The organism is Pedobacter westerhofensis (assembly GCF_900182595.1).
Taxonomy (GTDB): Bacteria; Bacteroidota; Bacteroidia; order Sphingobacteriales; family Sphingobacteriaceae; genus Pedobacter; species Pedobacter westerhofensis.
On record NZ_FXTN01000002.1, the window covers coordinates 305,788 to 319,384 of the forward strand.

General features: G+C 44.5%; 12 protein-coding genes. 8 read left to right on the forward strand and 4 right to left on the reverse strand.

Features of this window, described 5'->3' with window-relative positions; genetic code table 11:
* Window positions 1-49 precede the first annotated feature (49 nt).
* Complete coding sequence (locus FN831_RS04060; RefSeq protein WP_142526938.1) at window positions 50-1,054, forward strand: hypothetical protein; 1,005 nt, start codon at window positions 50-52, stop codon at window positions 1,052-1,054.
* A gap of 4 nt (window positions 1,055-1,058) precedes the next feature.
* Here FN831_RS04060 and FN831_RS04065 read toward each other — a convergent pair whose 3' ends face one another.
* The 3 genes from FN831_RS04065 to FN831_RS04075 form a co-directional block, all read right to left on the reverse strand.
* Complete coding sequence (locus tag FN831_RS04065) at window positions 1,059-1,913, reverse strand: VOC family protein (RefSeq protein ID WP_142526939.1); 855 nt, start codon at window positions 1,911-1,913, stop codon at window positions 1,059-1,061.
* A 115-nt stretch (window positions 1,914-2,028) separates the two neighbouring features.
* Window positions 2,029-2,841 carry a hypothetical protein gene (locus tag FN831_RS04070; RefSeq protein WP_142526940.1) on the reverse strand — a complete coding sequence of 271 codons (813 nt, stop codon included), beginning with the start codon at window positions 2,839-2,841 and terminating at the stop codon, window positions 2,029-2,031.
* A gap of 73 nt (window positions 2,842-2,914) precedes the next feature.
* Entirely contained in the window at window positions 2,915-4,870 is a 1,956-nt protein-coding gene (locus FN831_RS04075; protein ID WP_142526941.1) for a sigma 54-interacting transcriptional regulator, read from the reverse strand.
* A gap of 326 nt (window positions 4,871-5,196) precedes the next feature.
* On the opposite strand from FN831_RS04075, the gene FN831_RS04080 reads away from it, so the two are divergent.
* From FN831_RS04080 to FN831_RS04110, 7 genes are all read left to right on the forward strand, one after another.
* Window positions 5,197-5,487 (forward strand): cysteine hydrolase family protein, encoded by a 291-nt coding sequence (locus FN831_RS04080; RefSeq protein ID WP_221931261.1) that lies wholly within the window; start codon window positions 5,197-5,199, stop codon window positions 5,485-5,487.
* Window positions 5,484-5,807 carry a DoxX family protein gene (locus FN831_RS04085; protein ID WP_185960377.1) on the forward strand — a complete coding sequence of 108 codons (324 nt, stop codon included), beginning with the start codon at window positions 5,484-5,486 and terminating at the stop codon, window positions 5,805-5,807. The genes FN831_RS04080 and FN831_RS04085 overlap by 4 nt, the downstream gene beginning before the upstream one ends.
* A 109-nt stretch (window positions 5,808-5,916) precedes the next feature.
* Entirely contained in the window at window positions 5,917-6,390 is a 474-nt protein-coding gene (locus tag FN831_RS04090; RefSeq protein WP_142526942.1) for a Dps family protein, read from the forward strand.
* Window positions 6,391-6,396: 6 nt separating this feature from the next.
* On the forward strand, window positions 6,397-7,095 hold the full coding sequence (locus FN831_RS04095) for a YoaK family protein (RefSeq protein ID WP_142526943.1): 699 nt from the start codon (window positions 6,397-6,399) through the stop codon (window positions 7,093-7,095).
* Window positions 7,096-7,127: 32 nt separating this feature from the next.
* Window positions 7,128-8,063: a ring-cleaving dioxygenase gene (locus FN831_RS04100; protein ID WP_142526944.1), complete on the forward strand. Its 936-nt coding sequence runs from the start codon at window positions 7,128-7,130 to the stop codon at window positions 8,061-8,063.
* Between the two features lie 178 nt (window positions 8,064-8,241).
* A complete protein-coding gene (locus FN831_RS04105) occupies window positions 8,242-9,807 on the forward strand; it encodes a sigma-54-dependent Fis family transcriptional regulator (RefSeq protein ID WP_246101331.1) in 1,566 nt (521 codons plus the stop codon).
* Window positions 9,808-9,872: 65 nt separating this feature from the next.
* On the forward strand, window positions 9,873-12,368 hold the full coding sequence (locus FN831_RS04110) for a tetratricopeptide repeat-containing sensor histidine kinase (RefSeq protein WP_142526946.1): 2,496 nt from the start codon (window positions 9,873-9,875) through the stop codon (window positions 12,366-12,368).
* 66 nt (window positions 12,369-12,434) lie between these two features.
* Here FN831_RS04110 and FN831_RS04115 read toward each other — a convergent pair whose 3' ends face one another.
* Window positions 12,435-13,592 carry a hypothetical protein gene (locus FN831_RS04115; protein ID WP_142526947.1) on the reverse strand — a complete coding sequence of 386 codons (1,158 nt, stop codon included), beginning with the start codon at window positions 13,590-13,592 and terminating at the stop codon, window positions 12,435-12,437.
* Window positions 13,593-13,597 lie beyond the last annotated feature (5 nt).

Genomic DNA, 13,597 nt, shown 5'->3' on the forward strand with positions numbered 1-13,597 from the left:
GACCTTTCGATAAGAAAATTGTATATAATGTCTTCACAGATACTATTTTATGAACGCTAATAAAAACATACTACTGGTGTTTTTAATGCTTTGCAGTGCTGATGTTTTCAGTCAGTCCGCCGTGGCACCTGCCGATTCCATTATCAGCATCAAAAACATGCGTTCCAAACAGGACTCGGCCAGGATGGACGAAGTGGTTGCGATCGAAATTCGCACATCGCGGCCCCTCCGGGAGTTAACTGTCATGTATATTGACGGTATGCGGGTAGATGGATTTGCGCCCATCCGCATCAGCGAATATGAAAAAACTGTATACTTTAAACTTAATACCAAAATTCAGGATGTGCTGGAACAGTACCTGCAGAGAAATTCTGTGAGTACCGAGATCGTACCGGTATATCTTTCCCTGGGAAATAAAACCAGGCCATTAGTGAGTGCAAAGCTGCCCTTGTATGTAGAAGTACGGCAGAACATACACTGGGGCTGGGTGGTACTGATCATTGTGGTGATTGCCGGGGTTGCGGTAACAGCGCTGTTTAAAAACGTGCTGAAAGATGACAACAATCTTTATTACAGCCTGAGCAGGTCGCAGATGTTTTACTGGACGATCCTGATCGTTGTTGCCTATGTGCATATTTGTCTGACAACAGGCGTGCTGCCTGCCATTCCGGATTCTGTGCTGGCCATTCTTGGGATCAGCATTGGTACTACGGCAGCGGCTAAACTCATTGAAAACCGTAACAGGGAAGGTGTAACCATAGATCATAACGCCAGAAGTGAGGGCTGGTTTGTAGATATCCTCTCTGATGGCTCGAGCATCAATATACAGCGCCTGCAGAATGTGATCTTTAACCTTTTGTTTGGGATTATCTTTATACAGCGGACGCTGAGCACCCATTTAATGCCCGACTTTGACAATACAGTGCTGCTGTTAATGGGAATCAGTTCCGGTGCATATGCAGGTTTGAAGATTACCGAAGCTACGAAGGAGCAAAGTAAAACTCCACCACCGGTAGGGACGGACGTGAAGGAAGAGAAGGACCTTAAAAAGTAGCGGGTTATGCGTTGATTAGATCTTCAATGATCAGTTTCTTCATCTTCATGACAGCCTGCATCACACGCGGGCCACGCTCAGGATCTGTAACGAGTTCTCCAATTACTTTGGGTACAATCTGCCAGCTGATGCCATACTTGTCTTTCAACCATCCGCACATCACTTCCTGTCCGCCATCTGAGGTAAGGTTATCCCAGTAGTGATCGATCTCGTCCTGGGTATCGCAGTTAACCACAAGTGAAACCACCTCATTGAACTTGAAACCATGGTCTGCAGAGCTATCCATGGCGGTAGTGATCAATCCATTGATCTGAAACTGGGCATGTTTGATAAAACCAGCGGTATCACCATCATCTCCGCTGTACTCCATCATCCCTTCAATGCCGGATTTTGGGAACAGCTGCGTATAAAAATGAACGGCTTCCCTTGCCTTTCCGGCATCAGCGCCGGTAAACATCAGGGAAGGGCAGAACTTTTGAGACAGCGGATTTTTACTGCCCGTAAACAACTGCCAGGATACTCCGAATTTGTCTTCGACCCATCCGTATTTTATACTCCAGTCGTAACTGTCGAGCGGCATCAGGACCTTTCCGCCCTCAGCCAGGTTATTCCAGTATTGTGCTGTTTCTTCCGGCGTTTCGCTGGTGACCATAAAGGAAATGGACGCATTTGGCCTTGCTGAGGTACCATCGTTGAGCAACATAAAGTTTTGTCCGCTCAACTCTATGAAGGTAACAATAGGATTGGTTTGCAGCACTTTTCCATTGCCAAAGGCATGGATGTAAAAATCAGCTGCGGCTGAAACTTTGTCCTTAAGAATCAGACATGGATAGATTGTATTGTTGTATGTTGTTTCCATCTGAGGTGTATGTTTGTTCCGGATTTTGATCTCTTAAACAAACATACAATCCTGTGAACTGAATTGCCGGGTGTATCCACGACATTTATGGGGGTTAATCGCGACAACAGAAATGTTAAAATTTAATCAGCAGTTTTTCTGTTATCAGCTGGCCGTTACTGTAATATTCCAAAACCCAGCTGTCGTTCTTTTTAAAGACGATGCCGCTGGATGAACTGTTGGCAGCGATGAAATAGTTTTCTGCTGAAGTTTTATACAGCGTTAAGATGATTTTCGGGGTAGTATCAATCAGTTGATATCCGGAAGCGTTGGGCTGTGCGTACAGGGTTCCTGCAGCGAGTTTGCTTTCTGCCGGAGCTGCTTTGGCCGGAGCCGCAGCGCTTACTGCTGCGGGCACATTTGTGCTGACAGGCACAGCTGCGGGAACGCTATTGGCTGCCGTTACACTGGCAACGGGCGCGGAAGCCGCTGCAGCCTGCTGACTTTGGGCAGCAGTTGCCGGCACATACGCATAGGGTGTATCGCTTAATGAACTGAAAGCATCTCTTAGTGCAAGGTTATATGATACAGTATATTCTTTTTCCCTGCTTTTTCCCTGTTTGGTTTCAAAAACTGTTTTGCCGTAGCAATCCTTCAGCAGCAGGGTAAGGTTGGTGCTGAACATGGTGTTCTTTTCCAGCAGATCAGCTGTGAGCGCTGAGCATTTATTGTTGGCAATTTCTGTTGGGAGCTCGGCGTTGTCAAAATACACGGTAAAGCCCTTGTCCTGAAGCAGTGCTTTGGTGAGTGTATTTAATTTATACTGGTCGTTTTGCTTCAGGAAGCTGAACTTTTCAGGTACGATAACATATTTGTAATTATTAATCGTGTTCTGGGCATAGCCTGAAATGGAGAGCAGTACAAGGAATAATAAAGTATATCTTTTCATATTGAACATGGTTTTTACCTTACAAATATAACTGTTATAGTTTCATGTAAGTTGCAAAACCAGCAGCTAAGCACTATTTCTCAAATTCGTACCTGATACCTAGTTTTTTTATCTTGGAGTTGAGCGTTGTTGAAGGGATATTCAGAAGCTCAGCAGCACCACCGGCTCCAAATATTTTTCCTTTGCAGATTTTCAGGATATTCAAAATATGTTCCCTTTCGATCTCTTCAAGAGTCTTGATGCCGGAATGTTCTTTTTCACCGCTTTCCTGTAAACGATGCGGGGCAGGAAGCTCAATTGTGGTGATGGTATCACCTTCAGTCATGACAGTCGCCCTTTCGATCAGATGCTCAAGTTCCCTGATATTTCCGGGCCAGTTGTACTCCATGAGCTCGTTCATTGCTGCTGCGGATATACCTGTAACCGGGGCTGGTGATCCTTTGCTGAACTTATGAATGAAATGCTGAACGAGAACAGGAATATCTTCCTTACGCTGGCGCAATGGCGGCAGTTCAACCGGAAAAACGTTGAGCCTGTAATACAGGTCCAGCCGGAACTTTCCATCGGCGACCTCTTTTTCCAGGTTCCTGTTGGTGGCGGTAATGATGCGGACATTGATTTTCTTTGTGTAGTTTCCGCCTACGCGTTCAATTTCTTTTTCCTGCAGAACCCGTAATAGTTTTGCCTGTGCCTCCAGCGGTAGTTCTCCGATCTCGTCAAGGAAGATAGAGCCCCCGTCTGCCTGTTCAAACTTACCGATCCTCTTTTCATGGGCACCGGTGAAGGCGCCCTTCTCGTGGCCAAACAGTTCAGATTCTATCAGGCTGAGCGGCAGCGCAGCGCAGTTTACCGTTACCATTGCACGGGATTTCCTTGGCGAAAGTTTATGGATGGCATGGGCTATCCTTTCTTTTCCGGTTCCGCTTTCGCCCAGGATCAGCACGGAAGTATCATCAGGTGCAACGAGTGCAACCTTTTTAAATACGCCATGCAGCAGTTTGCTGTTTCCGATCACTCCGGAGAATTCAGGCAGGCTTTCCCGCGACCTTTCAAACCCCCTGGCTGCCGTTTCCGTTATCACAGGAACGGGAGTTGTCTTTTCGGTCCGCAACTCTTTTTCTGCTGCAATCATGTCCAGCATCAGGACAAAATCTTTCGTGTACTGATCCGTAATGTCAACATGCACACTGTTGTATAGATCTGGCGAGACATTGAAAAAAACAAACTGAAATATTTCTCCTTCACGTTCTGCCTCCTTAACCAGTAAAGATCCAAAGTGAAAGTGATCTGACAGGCAGTTAATCAATATATTGTCCATTTTGAGCTTTTTGAACGCATAGCCGGCAATGACAGGAGCAGTATGGTTCAAAATTGCAGTTGTGCTCCAGGCTTTGAAATCGCGCTTAGAGATGCACATGGTTTCGAGGAGTTCCCCGATATTAAATATCCTGTAATCGCTGCGGGCAGTTTTGAGCAGTCCGATATCCCGGCTGCCTGCTTTTTGCCTGGCTCTGGAAATCCAGAGGAAATCAAAAGGTATCACGGTATCCAGTGCGGCGGCGGTTGCTTTAAGCCGGTTGCTTAGCGGTTCCTTTTTATGGAGTATATCTGCGATTTGTATTGTGGGAGCAGGTTGTTCGTAATGCTGATATTTTTGGTGCTGCTCATGACGGTAACGTGCAATGTCGAGCATCACCATCAGATCTTTTTCCCTGAAAGGCTTAACCATAAAGCCATAGGGCAGGGTAGCCTTGGCTGCTTCGAGGGTTGCCTGGTTGGTATTGGCAGAAATATAAATAAAGGGGAGATTCATCTGTCTGAGCTGCACGGCCAGTTCAATCCCCGTTTTATCGCCCTGTAAAAAGATGTCAAGCAGTACCCAGTCGGGCTTCTTGGCGTTGATTAATTCGAGGGCCTTAATTACAGAGGGTGCGATGCCGCACACAAAATAGCCTGCTTTTTCCAGCATGATCCGCAGATCATTTGCTACAATAAATTCATCTTCTACAATTAGGATTTTTTCTTTCATCTGAATTGTTTTGTCTTTATCTCATACCCTATAACTGAGCAGGAAATCAGGCATATTCTTCTGGTTACTGATCAATAACAGCACCAGTTGGTAATTGATTTATTCACAGCTCTTTGTACCTGACTGCATCATTTTGTCTCTGACGACAGGTCGTGAATTTACGAAATAATAGCTTCTCAAACCGCAAAATGCTGAATATCCCGTTTCGTAAATCGACGATATGCAGTTAGTGATTTTTTTACTGTTATTTTTTAATATGCTGATTTAAAGTGGCTTGCTCTGTGGTCTGTTTCTTGGATACTGAGGGAAACAATATAATATTGATTATGAAACCATCACCGAATCTTCATTCGCCCGAAAATCACACTTTAGTTTTAATCGATTTTGAAGGACAAATGGCTTTTTCCACTAAAAGTATTGCTATTAATGAGCTTTGTACGAATGTGGCGATCGTAGCCGGGGTCTGGAAAATTTTTAATATATTAACCATTGTAAGCACTGTTGCAGAAGAATTCTTTTCAGGGCCGGTATTTCCTGAGATTGAAGAGTTTTATCCTGCAGCGAGCTCCCCTCATATTGACAGAACATCCATGAATACCTGGGAAGATGAGGGGTGAAAAAGTTTCGCATCCAGAATGGGCAGAAAGAACATGTGCCTAATCCACTGCATTTGCCGGAAAAGCTAGATGCGCTGGTTGCCACTTTTTCTGATAACATAGTGCCCTTCCTGGTAGCTATTGGTTTTGGAACCAGGATCTTCCTGCTGCCCTCTATCGGTGTCACTGCAACCGGGTATTTTGTAGTACACCGGAACGATGATATTGAAGTACGGGATGTGCCTTATATGTATATGCTTGCAAGGCTCTTTTTGCTGGTTCTGGGGCCTGGGTCATATTCCGTGGATAGTAATCTTTATCACATTTATTTTAACCATTAAAAGGTAATTTTATATTATGCAGATCATTCATTATCAAAAGGTAACAATTGATTATGGTATGAAATTATAACTAATCATATTCATTCTTTAACATTCAAAAAAAATAAAAATGGAAGCAAAAATTGGTATCAGCAAAGACCGCCTCGCAGAGGTGGCACATTCACTCAGCAGAGTTCTTGCAGACGAATTTGTCCTGTACACAAAAACCCGTAAAGCGCACTGGAATATTGAAGGCCCGGATTTTTACAACAAGCATAAATTCTTTGAGGAGCAGTACAACCAGCTAGAGGAAATCATTGATGAGGTGGCAGAACGTATCCGCAAACTGGGGCATTATGCGCCGGCATCGCTGAAGCAGTTTCTTGAACTCACTCATTTATCAGAAGATGACAGGGAACAGAATGACAGTCAGGGTTATATCAAGATGCTGCTTGCAGATCATGAAAGTATCATTATCCACATCAGGGAAAACATCAACAACTATGTAGCCCCGCTGAAAGATCTGGGTACGAGCGACTATGTAACGGGGCTAATGGAAAAACATGAGACGATGGCCTGGATGTTAAGGGCACATTTATCATAAAACTAAATGGAAGAAAAACAGAATAAGATCTGGTTTGTAACACTGGTGCTGACCATCATTGCCGGCTATTGCGATACCATCACATTTGTGGCTGCGGATAAGATCTTTTCAGCACACGTAACCGGGAACTTTATTGTGTTTGCCTACCAGCTGGTGAAAGGGGCAGAGGGTGATGCCTGGATAAAGTTGCTCAGCTTTCCGGTATTCATGCTGGCAGTAATGACCGACGGCTGGATAGCAGCAAGGTTCTCGAGCAGGCATTTTGTACTGTGCTGCGAAGGAGTGATTTTGATTTTGGCTGGACTAATGGCTTATTCTCTTGGATATATCGAGAATGCCGTAATCACCTGGCCGATGTACCTGGTAACGATGGTCATTGTTTTTGCTATGGGATTACAGAATGCCTTCGGGAAACTTTTTGCGAAGGAAACGTATGGCCCAACCACAATGATGACCGGCAATGCAACGCAGTTTGCACTGGATATCCGCCTGTACCTGGTGTCTGGCATAAAAAGCGGTGACTATATTCCGGCCATCGGCAGTGGGCTTGTTACACTGGGCGGCTTCCTAACGGGATGTTTTCTGGGCGCGTATATTGGTAAACTGTTCGGCCTTGCCGGCGTAGTTATTCCCGGCCTGGCAATGGTGGCCTGTTACTTTTATACCAGGCCTGCCGCTGAATTCGGACAACCGAAAGAATTATAAAGGAATTTGATACAATACATAAATTAATACATATGAACAACAGTATTTTAGGTCTGCACCATATTACTGCCATCGCAAGTGATGCCCGGCAGAATTTTGACTTTTACACAAAAACCCTGGGCTTAAGACTCGTTAAAAAGACCGTCAACTTTGATGATCCTGACACTTATCACCTGTATTACGGAGATGAAAGCGGTTCTGCAGGTACAATACTGACATTTTTTCCCTGGACGGGTATAGGACAGGGAACGGAAGGCCTGGGCATGGCTACCGAAATTGGTTATTCAGTACCTTCAGGAAGCCTTGATTTCTGGATGCAAAGACTGAAAGACAACAAACTGAACCATGCTGAAATTTCAGAACGTTTTGGTGAATCACTGCTTACTTTTCGTGATCCGGATGGCTTATCACTGAGTCTGATCGTTCCTGCGAAACCGGACAGCAGAACCCCATGGGAAACAGCTGATATCAAAAGCGATACCGCTACAAAAGGGTTCCACAGCACCACACTTACCCTGCAAAGCATTGACGAAACGGCAAAAGTGCTGACTGATCTTTTTGGCTACCATTTACTGTCGCAGGAAGGCAACCGGTACCGTTTTATAACGGACACTGTAGATACGGCAGAGATTGTTGATTTACTGGAGCTTCCAAATGGATCAAGAGGCAGAAATGCTGCAGGCACCAATCACCACGTAGCTTTCCGTGTAAAAGATGAGCATGTACAGATGGAGATGAGGGAAAAGATCCTCAGCAAAAATTTACAGATCACCGGCAAGATAGACCGGGACTACTTTTTCTCGCTTTACTTCCGTGAGCCGGGAGGCGTGCTTTTTGAGATTGCCACAGAAAATCCGGGATTTACGGTTGATGAGCCATTGAATGAGCTGGGAACGAACCTGAAGTTACCACATCAGCATGAAGGATTAAGGACACATCTTGAGAAGAGCCTTCCGGAACTAAAATAAGTGAATAAGGTGATCTTTTCATAACCAGAAACTCAGCCTTCATGCTTTCACTTTGCCAGCCGGATGCAGCTATAATTATTTGTATGTTGTTGTGGATATTCTGGGCGATATCATCCAGGAAAATAGATTTTGTATTTCCTGGATGAATGTGTTAATTTCACGAAATATCGTCAATACTATGCCTGAGCGGAAAAATGATTTGGAGGGAGAATACTTTAGCTTGAAACAGCTTCTTCAGGGGATATTTTCAAAGTTGCAGCCGCTGTTCTCTACCGACTGTGCCGCAATCACCCTATATCAAAACGACGATGAGCATATTGCCCGGTCCTATATCGCGCTGCGAAACTGTAAAGGTGAGTTTATCGCTGAACAGCTCATCAGAGATCCTGTTGCCTTCTCCAGCATAACCAGAGAAATCTCTGGCTTCCAATTTCCGGTGCTCAGATCAGCAGAAGACTGGATGGCTGAATTTGGAAACAATCATCATATTATTAATCACCCGGAAGAATATCTTTACCATTGTTATATTCCTTTGGAGGCGAACAACCGTATTATGGGTACATTCGAAATCCACAATCTTGATCAGCAATTTAGTTCTGAGGCACTGAATTACTGCTGCAGTATTTCTGACCTGGTATCGGGACTGCTGACTGCTTTGCAGCCCTTACCGGCCTTGCCAACAGGAGAGGAATTATTATCAACAATCAGGAAACAGCAGGCCGAACTTGAGAAATATAAGAAAGAACTGGATAAGCACCTGCAATATTTTGCTGAGGAATCAGCGGAGCCCTACCATTATCCGGATATGGCAGGAAACAGCAGGGAAATGCAGCAGGTCTTTAAACTGCTGGACAGGATGTCATCTTCGGATACTACGGTCCTCATTCTCGGTGAAACAGGTACCGGAAAGGAGCTGATTGCAAGGGCTATTCATCAACAGTCTCCCAGAAAGGATCAACCGATGATTAAGATCAACTGCGCGGCAGTTCCTCGCAACCTCATTGAATCAGAATTATTCGGGCATGAAAAAGGCAGCTTTACCGGCGCAATGGAAAGAAGGATCGGTAAATTTGAGCTGGCTGACCGGGGTACGATTTTTCTGGATGAAGTTGCTGAACTTTCTCCTGATCTGCAGGTGAAACTTTTGAGGGTTTTACAGGAGAAGGAAATTGAACGTATCGGCGGGAAGAGCACCATTGCTACCGATGTGAGAATCATCTCCGCCACAAACCGGAATCTTTTTAATGAAGTTGAAGCCGGCCGCTTCAGAACAGACCTCTTTTACAGGCTGAATGTGTTTCCCATCGAACTCCCACCTTTGCGGAACAGAAGATTAGACATACCGGCACTCGCAGCTTATTTTCTGGAGCGGTTTAGCAGTAAATCCGGCAGAAAGATCAATGGGTTTTCAAAAAAAGTAATGGCCTGCATGATGGCCTATAACTGGCCCGGAAATGTGAGAGAGCTGGAGCATTTAATTGAAAGGCAGGTGATACTTACAGAACAACCTGTCATCACTGAGCTCGCCATCCCTGAGGGCGGGAAAGGACTACTGGCACAGCATGTTACCGGAGAGATTATAAAAACCGTTATGGAAAATGAGCGCGACCATATTTTAGCTGTTCTTGAACGCTGCAACGGTAAAGTATCAGGTCCACACGGTGCTGCCAGATTACTGGGGATCCCAGCTACCACACTTAACTCCAAGATCAAGAAGCTCGGTTTATCTAAAAAGCATAAGTAAATACAATATTGCGTTGTAACACATACTTTGTGCGGTTGATAAATAAATTGGTTATTTTCGCGGTGATGCGAAGATTTGTGTTCCTGTTCTCTTTTACATTCATTTTTCTGATTAGCCATCATGTTCTGGCTTCGAAAGAACAGCAGTATTCTTTATCTGATTTGAAAGCGATGCTTCATCAGAAGCATACCCTCCGGTACCGTCTGATCCTTAACCTGAGGATCAGCGACTTCTATTTTTACAGCAAAGTGAATAATGAAAAAAACCTGGATAGTGCATTGTACTATGCCAGAGAAGCCTATGCGATCAAACGGGCCAATCCTGGCCTTGATCCCCAGGGCTGGTCTAAAGTGAATATCGCGAAATTTCTCATCAGAAAAAAACAGATGGGAGCTGCCAAAGCGATGCTGGCTGACGGAGATGTCAATTTCAGGAAAAACCTTCTGATGAGTATTGGCCGGTACTACCTCTTTAAAGCGGGCGAAGAAAAAAAAGATCTGGATAGCGCAGAATTCCTGCTTAAGGGTTCCATAAAGTTAAGCCGGCTGGTTCATGATATTTTTACAGAACAATTGAATGAACTGTACCTGATTACGGTAAAACTGGAAAGGGGAGACCGCATCGGAACGCGGCAAATGTATACTGCACTTGCAAAAGAATGTTTGACGAAAAACAATCTTGATGGTGCAGCAGAAGCATATTCGACAATGGGCGACCATTTTATGTTCTCTGAAACAAAGGAAAAGCTGTCGGCTTACTACAAAGCGATGGAACTTTTCAGGATGAATGGGCAGGGGGTTGAGCAGATGAATATGCTGCGGGCAATCGCAGAAATAACATTCCATGAGGGCAAGCTTGCTGTTGCAGAAAAACAGTTGCTTACTGTACTGCGCTGGTACAGGAACAACCATTATAAAAACGCACAGGATATCCACTCACAGCTTTCCAATTCTTACCGCTTTAAAGGGGATTTGGTCAATGCGCTCTTCTATGCACTGGAAGCGGTTAAAAGTGCGCAGCTGACAGAGGGCGACGAGGCTGAGGGAGTTTACTTTAGCGGGCTGGCCCAGATCTACAATGAAATGGGAGACGACCGCAACAGTGTGTTGTGGTACAAAAAAACGCTGGAATCGCTGAAACATAAGAAGTCTGAATTCTTGTATGTAAACCTGAAAGATCTCTCGGATTACCTGATAAAGGAAGGGAAATCGGCCGATGTAATTAAACTTCTGGATAGTATCCACAACCCAAAAAACTCAACGCCGCTGGAAAACGAAATTGTTGCTGCAATCAAAGGGAACTGCTACAATTATCAGAAGAATTACCCACTCGCAGAAAAATACTATCTGGAGATGTTAAAATGGGAGCAGCAGGCGCGCCTGCATACTTTTAGTTCTTCAGACTCTTATCATATCCTGGCCAGCTTTTACATTACAGTGGGCAATTATTCCAGGGCTGAATACTACCTGCAGCGGATCCTGAGCATGCCTGCGGGCACTTATCCGCTGTCGCGCGTTAAAGATGTATACCTTCAGTTGTACCGTGCAGATTCTGCGAGAAATGATCTCTCATCCGCACTGCTGCATTATAAAATGTATAAAAGCATAAATGACACCATATTTAATAAGGACAAGGAAAACCAGATACAGGAGTTGCTAATCAAATACGGTGCGGATAAAAAGGAGGCGGATAATCAACTGCTCCGTAAAGAATCGCTGATACAGCGGGATGAATTGCGGAAAGCTGACCTGATTGCAAAGATTACAATCAGTGGTACACTGGCGCTGCTGCTGATCATGGTGCTCCTGTATATCCAGTTTAAAAACAGGAAGCAAGCCAATCTGATGCTGGTAAGGCATCAGCAGGAAATTACATCTAAAAATATTTCCATGCAGGAGCTGATTGACCGGCAGGTAAAACTGCTTTCAGAAAAGGAATGGCTGCTAAAGGAGATCCATCACCGTGTTAAAAACAATCTGCAGGTGGTCATGAGCCTGCTGAATGCCCAGGTGAATTATACTGATAATGCTGTGGCCGTATCGGCGATCCGCGACAGCCAGAACAGGATGCACTCTATTTCCCTGATCCATGAAAAGATTTTTCAGTCTGAAACTGTGGCTTCCATTGATATCCGGTCGTACATTATTGATTTAATGAAGTTCCTCTGTGATTCTTTCCATTTTAACCAGCGGATCAATTTTGAGTTTATCATCCCGTTGGTACAATTTGATATCGTTCAGGCGATGCCATTGGGATTGATTATTAATGAGGCGATGACCAATATCATCAAGTATGCCTTTCCAAATAATGAGAATGGCAAGGTGACGGTGGAGCTTAGGCCACTGGGGAGCGACTATTATAATTTTATAATTTCAGATAATGGGATCGGCTTGCCTGATGAATTTGATTTTGAGCAGAGCAATACACTAGGGATGGTGCTGATGCAAGGGTTAAGCCAGCAGATTGACGGGGAGATTTCTATCCGCTCGGAGAATGGTGTGCAGGTGAGTGTAAAATTTCTGCTTATTAAACCGGGAGCAGACCTGTATGCCGGAGGCTGATTAAACAGGAATATTTACCGGACTTGCGGTTCCTTTTACAGGCAAATCCGGTAAATATTGCGGGCTTTAATCCAGCAGTGTCCAGGTTCTTTTTGCCTGCACCTGCTGAACGATCTGCTGTTCGGCAACCACGATGTTTTCTTTCCGCTGTCCGATATACTCCAGCGTGCCCAGTTTATTCCATAAGGCAATCATAATTTTAAGGAATTCTTCTGTCATTGACATCGAGGCATAAATATTCTGGTGATCATACACCAGCTCGATATTGCGCGCCAGCAATTCTTCGAAATTGCCGGGAGTCACGTCCCGCCATTCGTAAAAATATTTGAGCATTTCTTCTCTTTCCTTGGATTCGATCAGTTTGATTCCCGTGAAGAAAACATGTGCGATATTGGAACCATATCCGGCAATATGTACCGGTGACTGCTGATAGCCAAAATTACGGTAGCTGAAGAAAACCTGGGAAATATAGTCCAGCAGTTTTTCTGAAAGCAATCTTATATTTCTTCCCAGCGGAGTGATCGAATCCCGGCTGCTTGTTTTATCGATGATCTTAAATGCTGCAAGCTGAAGCTGATTGATCTGGGTACTGAACAGCTCATAGTATCTCACCAGTGAAGGGTGGCTGATCATATTGCTGCTTGGAGGGATATAATTTGCGTTGATGTTGATCCTGCCGTTTTCAAGAGTAAGCTGCCCTATGGTAAGGTGGTAGCTATCTGTTGCCTTTGGCGCTATTTCAGATGCCGGTAATATGGAAATGCTATAACTTTTGGCGATATCAGGATACCTAGGAGGATGGTCCTGAGGATCGGGGCTGCCCGAGGGGATACGTTCGAATGGATTTACATTTAGAAGGATATTATAAACTGTAACCTTTGAATAGTCGGCATTGTCACTATTAAAATAATGGCTGTAAGTTAGCTGGTTATCGAAGTTTGATGATTCAACAATATCGATCCTGCATCCGTCTGCAGTAATTGCATTGCAGTGCCTTACCCTCACTTCGATATGGTTTGTCGCTTTTTCCAGGATCTCAATGTCGTGAGAGCTGCGCTGCCCGGCGAAGGGCGGGAGCAGGCCGTAATTGAAATTATTAAGGAATACAGAACTGGCATCTCTAACAAAATCCTGGTTGAACTGATCTGTAGCAACAAAGTGGTCGCTGGAAAGCTTCATTCCATCCACCCAGTTCACGGGTTTATATTTTAATGGTGAAATCATGTTTT

Excerpts from the sequence above, each read along its gene's own strand:
- FN831_RS04095 (WP_142526943.1), top strand. The coding sequence starts at position 6,397 with ATGGAAGAAAAACAGAATAAGATCTGGTTTGTAACACTGGTGCTGACC.
- FN831_RS04100 (WP_142526944.1), top strand. The coding sequence starts at position 7,128 with ATGAACAACAGTATTTTAGGTCTGCACCATATTACTGCCATCGCAAGT.
- FN831_RS04065 (WP_142526939.1), bottom strand. The coding sequence starts at position 1,913 with ATGGAAACAACATACAACAATACAATCTATCCATGTCTGATTCTTAAG.
- FN831_RS04115 (WP_142526947.1), bottom strand. The coding sequence starts at position 13,592 with ATGATTTCACCATTAAAATATAAACCCGTGAACTGGGTGGATGGAATG.
- FN831_RS04070 (WP_142526940.1), bottom strand. The coding sequence starts at position 2,841 with ATGAAAAGATATACTTTATTATTCCTTGTACTGCTCTCCATTTCAGGC.
- FN831_RS04090 (WP_142526942.1), top strand. The coding sequence starts at position 5,917 with ATGGAAGCAAAAATTGGTATCAGCAAAGACCGCCTCGCAGAGGTGGCA.
- FN831_RS04110 (WP_142526946.1), top strand. The coding sequence starts at position 9,873 with ATGCGAAGATTTGTGTTCCTGTTCTCTTTTACATTCATTTTTCTGATT.
- FN831_RS04060 (WP_142526938.1), top strand. The coding sequence starts at position 50 with ATGAACGCTAATAAAAACATACTACTGGTGTTTTTAATGCTTTGCAGT.
- FN831_RS04075 (WP_142526941.1), bottom strand. The coding sequence starts at position 4,870 with ATGAAAGAAAAAATCCTAATTGTAGAAGATGAATTTATTGTAGCAAAT.
- FN831_RS04105 (WP_246101331.1), top strand. The coding sequence starts at position 8,242 with ATGCCTGAGCGGAAAAATGATTTGGAGGGAGAATACTTTAGCTTGAAA.
- FN831_RS04080 (WP_221931261.1), top strand. The coding sequence starts at position 5,197 with ATGAAACCATCACCGAATCTTCATTCGCCCGAAAATCACACTTTAGTT.